Here is a 14,527-nt window from a genome sequence, read left to right on the forward strand (position 1 = left end):
TGGGGTTGATTTTTCTGCGCCTGCAAAGTAATTAAGTTACAAATCTAAACCCCACGGGGAACATTTGTTACTGAATGGAACGCGACATGCTGGATAATATGGGTCACAACCTGCCCCGAGGCACGATCTGCATCGAGGATATCGAGATCGGCATGATGCGTTCCCTGCAAAAGCAGGTCACGGACCGCGATATCGAACTGTTCGCCGAAGTTTCGACTGACCGGAACCCTGTGCATCTTGATGATGATTACGCCCAAGACACCATCTTTGAGGGGCGCATTGCCCACGGGATGCTGACCGCTGGATTGGTGTCCGCCGTCATCGGCGAACAGTTGCCGGGCCACGGCACGGTTTATCTGGGCCAAAGCCTCAAATTCCTTGGCCCCGTGCGCCCCGGTGATGTGGTCACAGCCGAGGTTGAAGTGACCGCCATCGACAACGCCAAACGTCGCGTGACGATGGACACCCGCTGTATCGTGAACGGCAAAAAGGTGCTGGCAGGCGAGGCCGTGGTGCTGGCCCCGTCGCGCAAGTTCGACTGATCTTGCACGCCCGCGCGGGGGCGGTTAGGCAGTCCCATGCGCATTGTCCGAGACACCCAATTCGTTGATCCTGCCGACCGTGGTGCCGCCGCGGCCATCGGCAATTTCGACGGTGTGCATCTGGGCCACCAATCCGTGATTGACGTCACCCGCAAGATTGCCCACGACATCGGCGCGCCCCTTGGGATCATGACGTTTGAACCCCATCCCCGTCAGGTCTTTGCCCCCGATGCCCCGCCTTTTCGGCTGATGAACCGCGAAACCCGCGCAAACCGCTTGGCCAAATTGGGGATCGCGCGCTTGTATGAAGTGCCCTTTACCCGCGCGCTCGCCGCCCTTAGCCCGCGCGCATTCGCCCAGGACATTATCGCCGATGCACTGGGCCTTGCCCATGTGGTTGTCGGCGCTGATTTCTGTTTTGGCGCGGAACGGGCCGGCAATGCCGCCGATCTGGAACGGTTCGGCGCACAAATGGGCTTTGGCGTGACCATCGCACCGATCATGAAGCTGGCGGCAGGCGATGTGTCCTCGACCGCGATCCGCGCCGCATTGGGCAAGGGCCGCACCCGTGACGCCGCCGCGATGCTGGGCCATTGGCACCGGATTGACGGTGTCGTGATCCAGGGCGACCAGCGTGGCCGCGATCTGGGCTATCCCACTGCGAATATGTCGATCGACGGGCTGCACCCGCCCCGCCACGGCGTTTACGCCGTCAAGGTTGACGTGCTGACCGGCCCGCACAAAGGCAGCTATGACGGGGCCGCCAGTATCGGCGTGCGCCCGACTTTCGGCGTGAACCATCCCAACTGCGAAACCTTTCTGTTCGATTTCAAAGGCGATCTTTATGGCGAGCACCTGTCGGTCGCATTGGTCGAATACCTGCGTGGTGAGGAAAAATTCGACAGCCTGCCAACCCTGATCACCCAGATGGATGCAGATTGCCTTCGCGCGCGCGGGATTTTGGCCGATGTCTGAGATTGAACGCACAGGCCTGCGCGACCAGTTCTGGACCCGTGTCCCCATGGCCAAGATGAACAAGGCCGAATGGGAAGCGATCTGTGACGGCTGTGGCAAATGCTGCCTGAACAAGCTGGAAGACGAAGACAGCGGCGAAGTCGTGATGACACGCGTGGCCTGCCGCCTGCTGGATGATCAATCCTGCCTTTGCGCGCAATACCCGATCCGCCATCAGTTCGTGCCCGAATGCATCGTGCTGACACCCAAGACGATCAAGGACAACCTTTATTGGTTGCCGCAAACCTGCGGCTATCGCCTTGTTTACGAGGGCAAACCACTGTTCCACTGGCATCCGCTGATTTCGGGCGATCCGGAAACCGTCCACAAGGCGGGCGTCTCCGTGCGCGGGCTGACCGTGCCCGAATTCGAGATCGCCGAAGAAGACTGGGAAGACCACATCATCGAGGAGCCAATGTAGATGTTTTTCGCCTCTGACAACACAGGACCGGCCCACCCCAAGGTGATGGAGGCGCTGGCGCGCGCCAATGACGGATACGCCATGCCTTATGGTGTCGATCCGATCATGGAAGATGTCCGCGCCATGATCCGCGACCAGTTCGAAGCCCCCGAGGCGGCGGTCTATCTGGTCGCCACCGGCACGGCAGCCAATTCCATCGCGCTTGGCACCCTCGCCCAACCTTGGGAAACGGTGTTTTGTTCTCCCGAGGCGCATATCCACGAAGACGAATGCAATGCGCCGGAATTCTACATGGGCGGTGCGAAACTGACACTGGTGCCGTCGGTTGATGCAAAAATGACGCCGGATGCCTTGCGCGCGTCCATTGCCTTTGAAGAAGGGCGCGGCGTGCATGGGCCGCAGCGCGGGCCTGTGTCGATTACACAGGTGACGGAACGTGGCACGATTTACAGCTTGGATGAACTGAAAGCGCTGACGGCAGTGGCCAAGGAATTCGGCCTTGCCACCCATCTGGACGGCGCGCGCTTTGCCAATGCTGTTGTCGCGCTGGGCTGCACACCTGCGGAAATGACGTGGAAAGCAGGGATCGACGGGGTCAGCTTTGGCGGCACCAAGAACGGGTTGATCGGCGTCGAAGCCGTGATCTTTTTCGATCCCAAACACGCATGGGAGTTCGAGCTGCGCCGCAAACGCGGGGCGCATCTGTTTTCCAAGCACCGTTTCCTTTCCGCGCAGATGCAGGCCTATCTAACCGACGGGCTTTGGCTGGATACCGCGCGCATGGCCAATGCCAATGCCGCGCGTCTGGCCAAGGGGCTGACCGACAGCGGCTATGCCCAAATGATGTATCCGCCCCAAGCCAACATGATCTTTGCCGAATGGCCCCGCGAAGGGCACCAGCGCCTACATGATGCAGGCGCGGTTTACTATGTGTGGGCGGGCGAACTGAAGGGCGATAATCCAGCCGAACCCCTACAGGCACGGCTGGTCTGCGACTGGTCCATCGGGAACGAAGGCATAGACCGTTTTCTGGACGCGCTGCGCGGCTAAAGCGCGCCCGACAGGAAAGCGTCCAGATCCTCGATCCGGTCCTGCCCCCAGAACCTCTCGTCGGTGTCGGTAATATAGAACGGCGCACCGAAGGCACCTGCCAATACCGCGTCTTCAAGGTTCTTGGCATAGGTTTCGGCACCCGCGAGCAGGCCACTGTCGGCCAGCGCCGGATCAAAGCCGCATTCCACAAGGCAATCCTTGATAACCTCGTCATCGGCGATGTCGCGTTTGTCGGCCCAGCAGGACCGCGTGATCGCATGCACCAAAGCGCCAAGATTGCCATCACCATTCTTTTGCGCAGCGATGAACGCGTATGACGCGGGCGCAGGGTTTGTCGGCCAATGGGGGGATCGACCTTCAGTTTCAAACCCAACTTGGCCGCCTGACGGCGCAACTCCTGACGGCGCAATTCCTGCCGCCCTTCGGGGCGTTCAAACGGGGGCGTCCCGCCGGTCCGGGCAAACAGGGCCATGATGTCCAGAGGCTTGTAAGTGATCGTCGCGCCATGTTTCACCGCAACAGCCTCGAGCCGCGTGCCTGCAAGGTAGGTATTGGGCGACAGGACGGAAAAATAGTAGTCAATATGCGGCATTTGGGCCTCCTATGCGCCTCGTTTCTTTGCCTGATGCTAGACCCATGCTAAGCGGTGTCAACGTTACGAATTTGTCACCTTCGCTGGGGTGATCAGCCCCGGGGGAAGACCATGGCAAACATCCACGAACCAAAACTCATTTCCGGCAATGCGAACATGCCGCTGGCCAAAGGCATCGCCAAGCGCATGTCCATGCATCGCGGAATGAATGTCGGGCTGGTCGACGCACGTGTCGAACGGTTCAACGACGGCGAGATTTTCGTCGAAGTCTTCGAGAACGTGCGCGGCGAGGATATGTTCATCCTGCAACCCACGTCCAACCCTGCCAACGACAACCTGATGGAACTGCTGATCATCGCCGATGCCCTGCGCCGGTCGTCTGCGGCACGCATCACCGCCGTGATCCCCTATTTCGGCTATGCCCGACAGGATCGCCGCAGCAAGGCGCGCACACCGATCACGGCCAAACTGGTCGCCAACATGCTGGTCGAGGCGGGCGTGGAACGCATCCTGACCCTTGATCTGCACGCGACCCAAATTCAGGGCTTTTTCGATATTCCCGTGGACAACCTTTACGCCAGCCCGATTTACGCGCTGGACGTCAAGCACCACTTCAAGGGACAAATGGACGATGTCATGGTTGTATCCCCCGATGTGGGTGGCGTGGCCCGCGCCCGCGATCTGGCGCAACGCATCGGCGCGCCCCTGTCGATTGTCGACAAACGGCGCGGCAAACCCGGTGAAGTGGCCGAAATGACGGTGATCGGTGACGTCAAGGACCGCACCTGCCTGATCGTGGACGATATCGTCGATACGGCCGGCACCCTGTGCAAGGCAGCCGAAGTCTTGCTGGAACACGGCGCCAAAGAGGTGCACGCCTATATCACCCACGGTGTCCTGTCCGGCCCCGCAGTCGAGCGGGTCAGCAAATCGGTGATGAAGAACCTTGTCATCACCGACACCATTCAGGCCACCGAAGCCGTCACGGCCTGCCCCAACATCCGTATCGTTCCGACAGCACCCATGTTCGCCCAAGCGATTCTGAACACCTGGAGCGGCACATCGGTGTCGTCCCTGTTCGATCACAACACGCTGGGTCCGATCTATGAAGGCATGTATTCAGGCGCTTAGGGCGCGGCCCTAGTAAAGTTCCCATTCGTCGCCGTGGGGCACTTCGCCAATCGCTTGCCAACTGACGCGGACGCGCGCGACCTTGGTGTCGCCCCATGTGCGGAACACAATCGCGAACCCTTCGCAGGTGACGTCTTCGGCCTGCACATCGGCGCGGGCATTGGCGGCGTTCGACATATCCCACATGGAAATCGACACGCGCACGGCAGGGAGTTCGCGGAAAACTTCGCTGAACTGCACATGTGCACGGGTCACGCGGGGGCCTTCGCCGGTCCACATGTCACCGTCGTGCTCGAAGTCGGAAAACAGGACAACATCGCCCTGATCGACACCGACCAAATGATTTCTTAGCCTTTTCATTGCCTTACGCTATCTTCCCGCAAAGTCCCCTATACCTCTTTCCCATTAGGTAACCTAAAAATGGGGCAATAATAGGCCCTAAAACGATAAAGCCCCACACAATGGCGGGGCTTATCAGTCATTCATGAACCAGACCTTTAAGTGCGGCTGCTAAGACCCATGTGATCGCCCATGGCGACCATATCCGCCAAAAGCTTGGCCGCGTCATCAACGGGGCCGGGCTCGTTCTTGAAGGTCTCTTTCAGCGTCTCGTGCGCGGCTTTTGCCTCGTCCATCATGCGGTCAAAGATCTCTTGCGTGACCTCGTCGCGCGGCAGGGCTTTTTCAGCCAGAACCGATACGCCGCCGGCAGTGATTTCAGCGAAACCACCCGAAACAACGTATTCATCCGTGCTGCCACCATGCACAACGCGCAATATTCCGGGGCGCAGGGTGGTGATGGTTGGCGCGTGATCGGGCATTGCCGTCAAATCGCCATCCGCACCGGGAATCTGCACTTCGGACGCCTCGAGTGATGCCAAAAGGCGCTCGGGCGAGACCAGATCGAATTGTAGGTTTGCCATATCGGCTCCTTAACTCGGCTTAGGCAGCGTCTGCTGCCATTTTCTCGGCTTTGGCGATCACATCGTCGATGCCACCAACCATATAGAAGGCACCTTCGGGCAGGTGGTCGTATTCACCGGCAACCACGGCCTTGAAGGACGCGATGGTTTCTTCCAGTGGAACCTGCTTGCCGTCAGAACCGGTAAAGACCTTGGCAACGTCAAAGGGCTGCGACAGGAAACGCTCGATCTTGCGGGCGCGCGTCACAGTCATTTTGTCGTCTTCCGACAGTTCGTCCATCCCCAGAATGGCGATGATATCCTGCAAGGACTTGTAACGCTGCAGCACCTGCTGAACGTCTGTTGCCACCTTGTAGTGCTCCTCGCCGATGATCATCGGGTCAAGCAGACGCGATGTGGACCCCAGCGGATCAACGGCAGGGTAGATACCCTTTTCCGAAATCGCACGGTCCAGAACGGTTGTCGCATCAAGGTGGGCAAAAGATGTGGCCGGCGCGGGGTCGGTCAAGTCATCGGCGGGCACGTAAACGGCCTGCACGGATGTAATCGAACCGCCTTTGGTCGATGCAATACGTTCCTGCATCGCACCCATGTCGGTGGCCAGTGTCGGCTGGTAGCCCACAGCCGAAGGAATACGGCCCAGAAGGGCGGACACTTCGGAACCCGCTTGGGTAAAGCGGAAGATGTTGTCCACAAAGAACAGCACGTCCGAACCCGTGTCATCGCGGAACTGTTCGGCCAGCGACAGGCCGGTCAGCGCGATCCGCATGCGTGCTCCGGGAGGCTCGTTCATCTGGCCATAGACCAGCGCAATTTTCGACTCCTCAAGATTATCAGGAACGATAACGCCTGACTCGATCATCTCGTGGTAAAGGTCGTTGCCTTCACGGGTCCGTTCACCCACACCGGCGAACACGGACACGCCCGAGTGCACCTTGGCGATGTTGTTGATCAGTTCCATGATCAGAACGGTCTTGCCCACACCGGCACCGCCGAACAGACCAATCTTGCCACCCTTGGTGTAGGGGGCCAGCAGGTCGATGACCTTGATGCCTGTCACAAGGATTTCAGTCGCTGTCGACTGGTCCTCGAAGGCGGGTGCTTCGCCGTGGATCGGGCGGCGGGCCTTGGATTTCACGGGGCCCTGTTCGTCAACGGGATCACCGGTGACGTTCATGATGCGGCCCAAAGTGCCGGGGCCAACGGGAACGGTGATCTGTTCGTTCGTGTTGGTCACGTCCTGACCACGCACAAGGCCTTCGGTGGCGTCCATCGCGATGGCGCGAACGGTGTTTTCGCCAAGGTGCTGGGCCACTTCAAGAACCAGCGTCTTGCCATTGTTGTCAGTGTGAAGCGCGTTCAGGATCTGCGGCAGATCATCGGCGAACTGCACGTCCACAACGGCGCCGATCACCTGGGTGATCTTGCCGACGGATGCTTTAGCTTTTGCCATGTTTCGGTCTCCGGTTCGTTAGAGCGCTTCAGCGCCCGAAATAATTTCAATCAGCTCGTTTGTGATGACGGCTTGACGCGAGCGGTTGTATTGAATCGTCAGCTTGTCGATCATGTCGCCCGCGTTGCGCGTCGCGTTGTCCATTGCAGACATCCGTGCGCCCTGTTCGGACGCCCCGTTTTCCAGCAGCGCACTAAAGATCGCGGTGGCAACGCCACGGGGCAGCAAATCGGCCAGAATGGCTTCTTCGCTTGGCTCGTAGTCATAAAGCGTGGCCGCACCTGCATCATCATCCGCGTCAAATTTGGCAGGGATGATCTGCTGGGCGGTGGGGTGCTGTGTGACGACGTTTTCAAAGCGCGCAAAGAAAATCGTTGCCACGTCAAATTCGCCACCGTCAAAACGGGCCAGAATGTCGCGCGCGATATCCTGTGCATTTTCATAGCCCACGCGCTTGACCTCGGTCAGGTCAACGTGGGTCACGAAATGGCTGCCCATATCGCGTTTCAGGGCGTCACGGCCCTTTTTCCCAACGGTAACGATCTTGACCGTCTTGCCAGCTGCAAGCAGCTTGTTGGCATGGGCCTTGGCCAGCTTGGCGATATTGCCATTGAAACCGCCGCAAAGGCCGCGTTCCGCCGTCATCACCACCAAAAGATGGGTGTCATCGCTTCCGGTGCCAGCCAGCAGTTTGGGCGCGCTTGCGCTGTCACCCACACTGGCCGCCAGGCCGCTCATCACGGCGTTGAAACGTTCCGTGTACGGGCGCGATGCCTCGGCGGCTTCCTGGGCGCGGCGCAGTTTAGCAGCCGCGACCATCTGCATGGCCTTGGTGATCTTGCGCGTCGACTTGACCGTCGCGATCCGGTTTTTCAGATCCTTGAGGTTAGCCATTGTTCAGCCTCCCTTTATGCGAAGTCGGCGGCGAAGGTATCAATTGCTGCCTTGATCTTGTCCTCGGCGTCGCCCTTGATCTTGGGGTCTTCCTTGGTGATCATGTCCAACACGTCTTTGGCGTTGTTGCGCAGGTGCTTGAGCAAGCCAGCCTCGAAACGGCCCACATCAGACACGGCGATCTTGTCCAGATAGCCCTTGGTGCCAGCGTAGATCACGCAAACGATCTCGGCGTTGGTCAGCGGCGAATACTGTGGCTGCTTCATCAGTTCGGTCAGGCGTGCACCACGGTTCAGCAATTGCTGGGTCGCGGCGTCAAGGTCGGACCCGAACTGCGCAAAGGCGGCCATTTCTCGATACTGCGCCAGTTCCAGTTTCACCGGACCAGCGACCGATTTCATCGCGTTTGTTTGTGCGGATGAACCCACACGCGACACGGACAGACCGGTGTTCACAGCGGGGCGGATACCCTGATAGAACAGTTCGGTTTCAAGGAAGATCTGACCGTCAGTGATCGAAATCACGTTGGTCGGAATAAACGCGGACACGTCACCGCCTTGGGTTTCAATGATCGGCAGCGCCGTCAGCGAACCGGACCCGTTATCTTCGTTCAACTTCGAGGACCGCTCCAGCAGGCGGGAGTGCAGATAGAAAACGTCACCGGGATAGGCTTCACGGCCTGGTGGGCGACGCAGCAGCAGCGACATCTGGCGATAGGACACAGCCTGCTTGGACAGATCATCATAAATGATCAGTGCATGGCGGCCGTTGTCGCGGAAGTGTTCGGCCATCGCTGTCGCCGCGTAGGGTGCAAGGAACTGCATCGGTGCGGGATCGGATGCGGTTGCGGCCACGACGATCGTGTATTCCGCAGCGCCGGACTCTTCGAGCTTTTTCACGAGCTGGGCAACGGTTGACCGTTTCTGACCCACAGCGACATAGACGCAATAAAGTTTGTCGCTTTCGGACGTTGCAGCATCATTGTAGGATTTCTGGTTCAGGATCGTATCCAGCGCCACAGCCGTTTTACCGGTCTGGCGGTCACCAATGATCAATTCGCGCTGGCCACGGCCAATCGGGATCATCGCGTCAACCGACTTGAGGCCAGTCGCCATTGGTTCGTGAACCGATTTGCGCGGGATGATGCCCGGTGCCTTGGAGTCCGCGATGCGACGCTCTTTGGTTTTGATAGGGCCCTTGCCGTCGATGGGATTGCCCAGACCGTCAACAACGCGCCCCAGAAGTTCGTCACCCGCTGGCACGTCCACGATGGACTTGGTGCGCTTGACAGTGTCACCTTCCTTGATGTCACGGTCGGTGCCAAAGATAACGACACCCACGTTGTCGCTTTCAAGGTTCAGGGCCATGCCCTGAATGCCACCGGGGAATTCGACCATTTCACCGGCCTGCACGTTATCAAGACCGTAAACACGGGCGATACCGTCACCAACGCTAAGAACGCGGCCAACTTCTGCCACTTCTGCTTCTTGACCAAAATTCTTGATCTGGTCCTTCAGGATTGCGGAAATTTCCGCTGCTTGGATCGCCATTATCCGACCTCTTTCATAGTGTTCTGGAGTGCACTGAGCTTGGAGCGGATCGACGTGTCGATCATCTTCGAGCCCACTTTTACGACAAGACCGCCGATGAGGGATTCATCAACGGTCGCATTGATCATGACTGTTTTGCCAACCTGCGCCTTGAGCGTCTTGGCCAACTTGTCCGACTGTGCCTTGGTCAGCGCCTTGGCGCTGGTCACGTCAGCGGTTACTTCGCCTTTTTCTTCGGCCAGCTTTTCGCGCAGGGCGGTCAGCATCTGGGGCAGCACGAACAGGCGGCGCTTTTGCGCCATAAGCGCCAGCGTGTTGCCCATCATTGGTGACAGTTTCATCTTTTTGGCAAGGGCTGTCACGGCGCCTGCCTGCTCGTCACGGCTGTAGATCGGCGAAGCGATCAGCGCGTTCAGGTCAGCGCTGCTGTCCAAGGCGCCTGACAAGGCATTGATATCTGTTTCAAGAGCTTTCAGCCCTTTGCCTTCCTTGGCGAGGTCGAACACGGCCGAGGCGTAACGCCCCGCAATTCCGGTCGAGATCGAAGCTGGTTCAGACACGTCCACCCTTCCGATGTCTAGGGCCCGAACCGGACCAGCACCGCAACGCGGAACACAGTATCGGATGGGCAGCGGTTTTGCCCGTCCTGATGGATGGGCGGCAAATTTGGGCCGATGTAGCAGAGCCGTGTGATTGCCGCAACCGCCTTAACGCTGGATTGTTGGTGCTGCATACATTTGTATACAGGGCGATGGCCTACCCTGCGTCAATACGCCCTGCCCTTTATCCATATAGCTGAACAGCTTGCGGGGCATTCCACGGTGCGGCCCGCCTTAGGGCCGCGAACGCAAGGGAGTGTCAGGGTGACGCAGGGCCGGTTCAGGCTGCTTGCCGATTCCCTCCAGAACGCGCAGCGGACGGCGCACCGCTTCGGGCAAACCGGGCCGCGTTGGGGCCGCGACCTGCTTGCTGGCTTCGACCATCAGCACGCCCCCCGCAGCAAATACCGGAATATGCCGGCCCGCCGATTCCATGAACCCTGCCATGCGCCGCCAGATCTTGCGATGGGACGGCGGCTGATACAGTGTCGACAGCGAGGTTTCGACAACAAAGCGATGCGCACGCAACTGCGCCTCAAGCTGTCCCAGCGAATACGGGCGGCCATAGCCAAAGGGTGTCTTGTCGCGGCGCGACCACATGCCCGCACGGTTTGGCACGACAATCACCACTCGCCCGCCGGGGCCAAGCACGCGCCAGACCTCGGCCAGTAACGCATTGGGATCGTCGGACGTTTCCAGCCCGTGCAACAACACCAGCCGGTCAACCTGCCCCGTCTGCACAGGCCAAAGCGCATCTTCGCACAGCACCGACACGTTAGGCTGACCTGCGGGCCATGGCATGACGCCCTGGGGGCCGGGCATCAGCCCGATCACGCGACGCGCATCCGCCAGAAACGGGCGCAGCAACGGCACCGCAAAGCCGAATCCGGCAACCGTCTGCCCTTTTGTGTCGGGCCACAGCGCCACAAGTTGGTCGCGGATCACCTTTTGCGCCGCACGGCCCAAGGGACTACGATAATAGAAATTGCGCAGATCAAGCACATCAAGATGCATTGCAGCCGCCACTCCTTTGCGCGAACCTGTGCAGCATACCAACAGAAAGCGACAATGCCATGCCCCTTGAAATCGTCACCGTGCCTTGCTTGTCAGATAACTACGCTTTCCTGATCCACAATAGCGCGACAGGGCAAACCGCGCTGGTTGACGCCCCAGAGGCGGCACCCGTGCAGACCGTGCTGGACGCGCGTGGCTGGACACTGACGGACGTGGTGCTGACCCATCACCATTGGGATCATGTTGATGGATTGCCGCCGCTGCGCCGGGATGACGTGCGTGTGATCGGCGCTAACGCGGATGCGCACCGCCTGCCCCCGCTTGATCTGGCGGTGGCAGATGGTGATATTTTCGACCTTTGCGGTGAAAGCGCCGAGGTTTTCGACGTCTCCGGCCATACCCTAAACCACATTGCCGTTTTTGTTCCCGCCGCCAAGGCTGCCTTTACCGCCGACAGCCTCATGGCGATGGGCTGTGGACGGCTGTTTGAAGGCACGCCACAGCAAATGTGGCATTCCATGCAAAAGCTGCGCGAACTGCCCGACGACACGATGATTTTCAGCGGCCACGAATACACCGCCACCAACGCAAAATTCGCGCTGTCCATTGAACCGGACAATCCCGACATTATGTCCCGTTCACGCGCAGTCGATGCGGCGCGGGCCAAAGGCAAGGCAACGGTGCCCTCGCTTTTGGCGGATGAAAAACGCACCAACCCCTATTTGCGCGCGGATGATCCGGCACTGATGGCTGCAATTGGCATGCATGATGCACCAGCGACAGCGGTTTTTGCCGAAGTTCGTAAACGCAAAGACATTTTCTGACGCGCGAAACGCCAAAAAATCAGGCGTGCATGTGAGTCTTTTCGGCAATGTGAACGGAAAAGTTCAAAAAACAGCTTGAAGGTTGCCGAATAAAACCGAACTTTAACTATAAGAGGCCACGGTCGGAACGGGGCACGCCCCACCCAGACCCCGAATAGAGGAGCACTCAACGTGCCGTCTTTCTCGAACACACTTGAGCAGTCCATTCATGCGGCCTTGGCCCTTGCCAACGCACGCCGTCACGAACTGGCTACGCTGGAACACCTCCTGCTGGCGCTGATTGACGAACCTGACGCCGCCCGCGTGATGAAGGCGTGCTCGGTCGATCTGGATGCCCTGCGCAAAACGCTCGATGATTTCATCGAAGATGACCTGTCAACGCTGGTCACGGATATCGAAGGCAGCGAAGCCGTGCCAACGGCCGCCTTCCAGCGCGTGATCCAGCGCGCCGCGATCCATGTGCAATCATCGGGCCGCACCGAAGTGACGGGTGCGAACGTGCTTGTCGCGATCTTTGCCGAACGCGAAAGCAATGCCGCCTATTTCCTGCAAGATCAGGACATGACCCGCTATGACGCGGTCAATTACATCGCCCACGGCGTCGCCAAAGACCCCGCATTTGGCGAAAGCCGCCCCATCACCGGGGCATCGGACATGGACGAAGACCTGTCAGATGGCACGGTCGAGGGCGAGGAAAAAGAATCCGCGCTTGCGAAATACTGCGTCGATTTGAATGCCAAGGCCCGCAAGAACGAAATTGACCCCCTGATCGGCCGCGATCACGAAGTTGAACGCTGCGTGCAGGTGCTGTGCCGTCGCCGCAAGAACAACCCGCTGCTGGTCGGCGATCCGGGCGTTGGCAAGACCGCCATCGCCGAAGGGCTGGCGCGCAAGATTGTCGCCGGGGAAACGCCCGAAATCCTGGCCAACGCCACGATCTATAGCCTTGATATGGGCGCGTTGCTGGCTGGCACCCGCTATCGCGGTGATTTCGAGGAACGCCTGAAGGCGGTGATGACCGAAATGGAAGAACATGATGATGCGATCCTGTTCATCGACGAAATCCACACCGTCATCGGGGCCGGTGCCACCTCTGGCGGGGCGATGGATGCATCCAACCTGCTGAAACCCGCCTTGCAGGGCGGCAAACTGCGCTGCATGGGATCAACTACCTACAAGGAATTCCGCCAGCATTTCGAAAAGGATCGCGCATTGTCACGCCGGTTCCAGAAAATCGACGTAACCGAACCGTCGGTTGATGATGCGGTGAAAATCCTGAAAGGGTTGAAACCCTATTTCGAAGAACACCACGGCATCAAATACACCGCCGATGCGATCAAGACGGCTGTTGAACTTTCCTCGCGCTATATCAATGACCGCAAATTGCCAGACAAGGCGATTGACGTCATCGACGAAGCTGGCGCCGCGCAACACCTCGTTGCCGAAAGTAAGCGCCGCAAGACCATCGGCGCCAAGGAGATCGAGGCTGTCGTGGCGAAAATCGCCCGCATCCCGCCCAAAAACGTCTCCAAGGACGACGCCGAAGTGTTGCGCGATCTGGAGCCCTCGCTGAAACGGGTCGTGTTCGGTCAGGACAAGGCGATCACCGCCCTTGCCAGCGCGATCAAACTGGCCCGCGCGGGCCTGCGCGAACCGGAAAAACCCATCGGCAACTACCTGTTTGCCGGCCCAACCGGTGTGGGCAAAACCGAAGTCGCCAAACAACTGGCCGATACGCTGGGTGTGGAACTGCTGCGGTTCGACATGTCCGAATACATGGAAAAACATGCGGTTTCCCGCCTGATTGGCGCCCCTCCCGGCTATGTCGGGTTCGATCAGGGCGGCATGTTGACGGACGGCGTGGACCAGCATCCGCATTGCGTGCTGCTGCTGGATGAAATGGAAAAGGCCCACCCGGACGTTTACAACATCCTGTTGCAGGTCATGGACCACGGCAAACTGACCGATCATAACGGCCGCACCGTCGATTTCCGCAATGTGATCCTGATCATGACCTCCAACGCAGGCGCAACCGAACAGGCGAAAGAGGCCATCGGCTTTGGCCGTGATCGCCGCACCGGCGAAGACACCGCCGCGATCGAACGCGCCTTTACACCGGAATTCCGCAACCGTCTGGACGCGGTGATTTCCTTTGGCGCACTGCCCAAGGACGTGATCCTGCAAGTGGTCGAAAAGTTTGTGCTGCAACTGGAAGCACAATTGATGGATCGCAACGTGTCGATTGAACTGACCAAGCCCGCCGCCGAATGGCTGGCCGACAAGGGCTATGATGACAAAATGGGTGCGCGCCCGCTGGGCCGCGTCATTCAGGAACACATCAAGAAACCACTGGCCGAGGAACTGCTGTTTGGCAAACTCGCCAAGGGTGGTCTGGTCAAGGTCGGTGTCAAAGGTGGCAAGCTTGATCTGCAAATCGAACCACCGGAAACAGCCCGCATTGCAAGTGCAAACAAAAAGCCGCCGCTTCTTACAGCTGAATAGTCCGATGCGGCTTGC

14 protein-coding genes and 1 pseudogene are annotated in these 14,527 nt (G+C 59.0%); 7 read left to right on the plus strand and 8 right to left on the minus strand.

Annotated elements, in window-relative coordinates:
* Window positions 1-86: 86 nt before the first annotated feature.
* Genes SJY21_RS07465 through SJY21_RS07480 form a run of 4 tightly spaced genes read left to right on the plus strand, consistent with a single transcriptional unit; the run spans window position 87 to window position 3,027 of the window.
* Window positions 87-542, plus strand: coding sequence for a MaoC family dehydratase (locus SJY21_RS07465; protein ID WP_377508368.1), 456 nt, complete (start codon window positions 87-89; stop codon window positions 540-542).
* 36 nt (window positions 543-578) lie between these two features.
* Window positions 579-1,517, plus strand: a complete 939-nt coding sequence (locus SJY21_RS07470) for a bifunctional riboflavin kinase/FAD synthetase (protein ID WP_377508371.1) — start codon at window positions 579-581, stop codon at window positions 1,515-1,517.
* Window positions 1,510-1,977, plus strand: a complete 468-nt coding sequence (locus SJY21_RS07475) for a YcgN family cysteine cluster protein (protein WP_377508374.1) — start codon at window positions 1,510-1,512, stop codon at window positions 1,975-1,977. Before SJY21_RS07470 ends, SJY21_RS07475 begins: the two co-directional genes overlap by 8 nt.
* On the plus strand, window positions 1,978-3,027 hold the full coding sequence (locus SJY21_RS07480; RefSeq protein WP_377508377.1) for a threonine aldolase family protein: 1,050 nt from the start codon (window positions 1,978-1,980) through the stop codon (window positions 3,025-3,027).
* Here the strand turns inward: SJY21_RS07480 and SJY21_RS07485 are convergent.
* Window positions 3,024-3,622: pseudogene (locus SJY21_RS07485) on the minus strand (2-hydroxychromene-2-carboxylate isomerase). The gene SJY21_RS07480 and the pseudogene SJY21_RS07485 sit on opposite strands and share 4 nt — an antisense overlap.
* A gap of 111 nt (window positions 3,623-3,733) precedes the next feature.
* On the opposite strand from SJY21_RS07485, the gene SJY21_RS07490 reads away from it, so the two are divergent.
* A complete protein-coding gene (locus SJY21_RS07490; protein ID WP_377508380.1) occupies window positions 3,734-4,753 on the plus strand; it encodes a ribose-phosphate pyrophosphokinase in 1,020 nt (339 codons plus the stop codon).
* A 9-nt stretch (window positions 4,754-4,762) separates the two neighbouring features.
* Here SJY21_RS07490 and SJY21_RS07495 read toward each other — a convergent pair whose 3' ends face one another.
* The 7 genes from SJY21_RS07495 to SJY21_RS07525 all read right to left on the minus strand — a co-directional run bounded on the left by SJY21_RS07495 (window position 4,763) and on the right by SJY21_RS07525 (window position 11,186).
* Window positions 4,763-5,113, minus strand: a complete 351-nt coding sequence (locus tag SJY21_RS07495; protein WP_377508383.1) for an H-type lectin domain-containing protein — start codon at window positions 5,111-5,113, stop codon at window positions 4,763-4,765.
* Between the two features lie 137 nt (window positions 5,114-5,250).
* A complete protein-coding gene (locus tag SJY21_RS07500) occupies window positions 5,251-5,676 on the minus strand; it encodes a F0F1 ATP synthase subunit epsilon (RefSeq protein WP_377508386.1) in 426 nt (141 codons plus the stop codon).
* A 19-nt stretch (window positions 5,677-5,695) separates the two neighbouring features.
* A complete protein-coding gene (gene atpD, locus SJY21_RS07505) occupies window positions 5,696-7,129 on the minus strand; it encodes a F0F1 ATP synthase subunit beta (RefSeq protein WP_377508389.1) in 1,434 nt (477 codons plus the stop codon).
* Between the two features lie 18 nt (window positions 7,130-7,147).
* Entirely contained in the window at window positions 7,148-8,023 is an 876-nt protein-coding gene (locus SJY21_RS07510) for a F0F1 ATP synthase subunit gamma (RefSeq protein WP_377508392.1), read from the minus strand.
* Window positions 8,024-8,037: 14 nt separating this feature from the next.
* Window positions 8,038-9,573, minus strand: a complete 1,536-nt coding sequence (gene atpA / locus SJY21_RS07515; RefSeq protein ID WP_377508395.1) for a F0F1 ATP synthase subunit alpha — start codon at window positions 9,571-9,573, stop codon at window positions 8,038-8,040.
* Window positions 9,573-10,133, minus strand: coding sequence for a F0F1 ATP synthase subunit delta (locus tag SJY21_RS07520; RefSeq protein WP_377508398.1), 561 nt, complete (start codon window positions 10,131-10,133; stop codon window positions 9,573-9,575). The genes atpA and SJY21_RS07520 overlap by 1 nt, the downstream gene beginning before the upstream one ends.
* 273 nt (window positions 10,134-10,406) lie before the next feature.
* On the minus strand, window positions 10,407-11,186 hold the full coding sequence (locus SJY21_RS07525; protein ID WP_377508400.1) for a methyltransferase domain-containing protein: 780 nt from the start codon (window positions 11,184-11,186) through the stop codon (window positions 10,407-10,409).
* A 59-nt stretch (window positions 11,187-11,245) separates the two neighbouring features.
* On the opposite strand from SJY21_RS07525, the gene gloB reads away from it, so the two are divergent.
* Window positions 11,246-12,010: a hydroxyacylglutathione hydrolase gene (gene gloB, locus SJY21_RS07530; RefSeq protein WP_377508403.1), complete on the plus strand. Its 765-nt coding sequence runs from the start codon at window positions 11,246-11,248 to the stop codon at window positions 12,008-12,010.
* A gap of 171 nt (window positions 12,011-12,181) precedes the next feature.
* A complete protein-coding gene (gene clpA, locus SJY21_RS07535; protein ID WP_377508406.1) occupies window positions 12,182-14,512 on the plus strand; it encodes an ATP-dependent Clp protease ATP-binding subunit ClpA in 2,331 nt (776 codons plus the stop codon).
* Window positions 14,513-14,527 lie beyond the last annotated feature (15 nt).

Origin of the sequence: Octadecabacter sp. R77987, from assembly GCF_042466115.1 — a bacterium.
GTDB lineage: Bacteria > Pseudomonadota > Alphaproteobacteria > Rhodobacterales > Rhodobacteraceae > SW4.

What these genes read in the sequence shown, in the direction of transcription:
- atpD (WP_377508389.1), bottom strand. Translation starts at nt 7,129, where the DNA reads ATGGCAAAAGCTAAAGCATCCGTCGGCAAGATCACCCAGGTGATCGGC.
- SJY21_RS07470 (WP_377508371.1), top strand. Translation starts at nt 579, where the DNA reads ATGCGCATTGTCCGAGACACCCAATTCGTTGATCCTGCCGACCGTGGT.
- gloB (WP_377508403.1), top strand. Translation starts at nt 11,246, where the DNA reads ATGCCCCTTGAAATCGTCACCGTGCCTTGCTTGTCAGATAACTACGCT.
- SJY21_RS07475 (WP_377508374.1), top strand. Translation starts at nt 1,510, where the DNA reads ATGTCTGAGATTGAACGCACAGGCCTGCGCGACCAGTTCTGGACCCGT.
- SJY21_RS07525 (WP_377508400.1), bottom strand. Translation starts at nt 11,186, where the DNA reads ATGCATCTTGATGTGCTTGATCTGCGCAATTTCTATTATCGTAGTCCC.
- SJY21_RS07500 (WP_377508386.1), bottom strand. Translation starts at nt 5,676, where the DNA reads ATGGCAAACCTACAATTCGATCTGGTCTCGCCCGAGCGCCTTTTGGCA.
- SJY21_RS07480 (WP_377508377.1), top strand. Translation starts at nt 1,978, where the DNA reads ATGTTTTTCGCCTCTGACAACACAGGACCGGCCCACCCCAAGGTGATG.
- SJY21_RS07490 (WP_377508380.1), top strand. Translation starts at nt 3,734, where the DNA reads ATGGCAAACATCCACGAACCAAAACTCATTTCCGGCAATGCGAACATG.
- atpA (WP_377508395.1), bottom strand. Translation starts at nt 9,573, where the DNA reads ATGGCGATCCAAGCAGCGGAAATTTCCGCAATCCTGAAGGACCAGATC.
- SJY21_RS07495 (WP_377508383.1), bottom strand. Translation starts at nt 5,113, where the DNA reads ATGAAAAGGCTAAGAAATCATTTGGTCGGTGTCGATCAGGGCGATGTT.
- SJY21_RS07510 (WP_377508392.1), bottom strand. Translation starts at nt 8,023, where the DNA reads ATGGCTAACCTCAAGGATCTGAAAAACCGGATCGCGACGGTCAAGTCG.
- SJY21_RS07465 (WP_377508368.1), top strand. Translation starts at nt 87, where the DNA reads ATGCTGGATAATATGGGTCACAACCTGCCCCGAGGCACGATCTGCATC.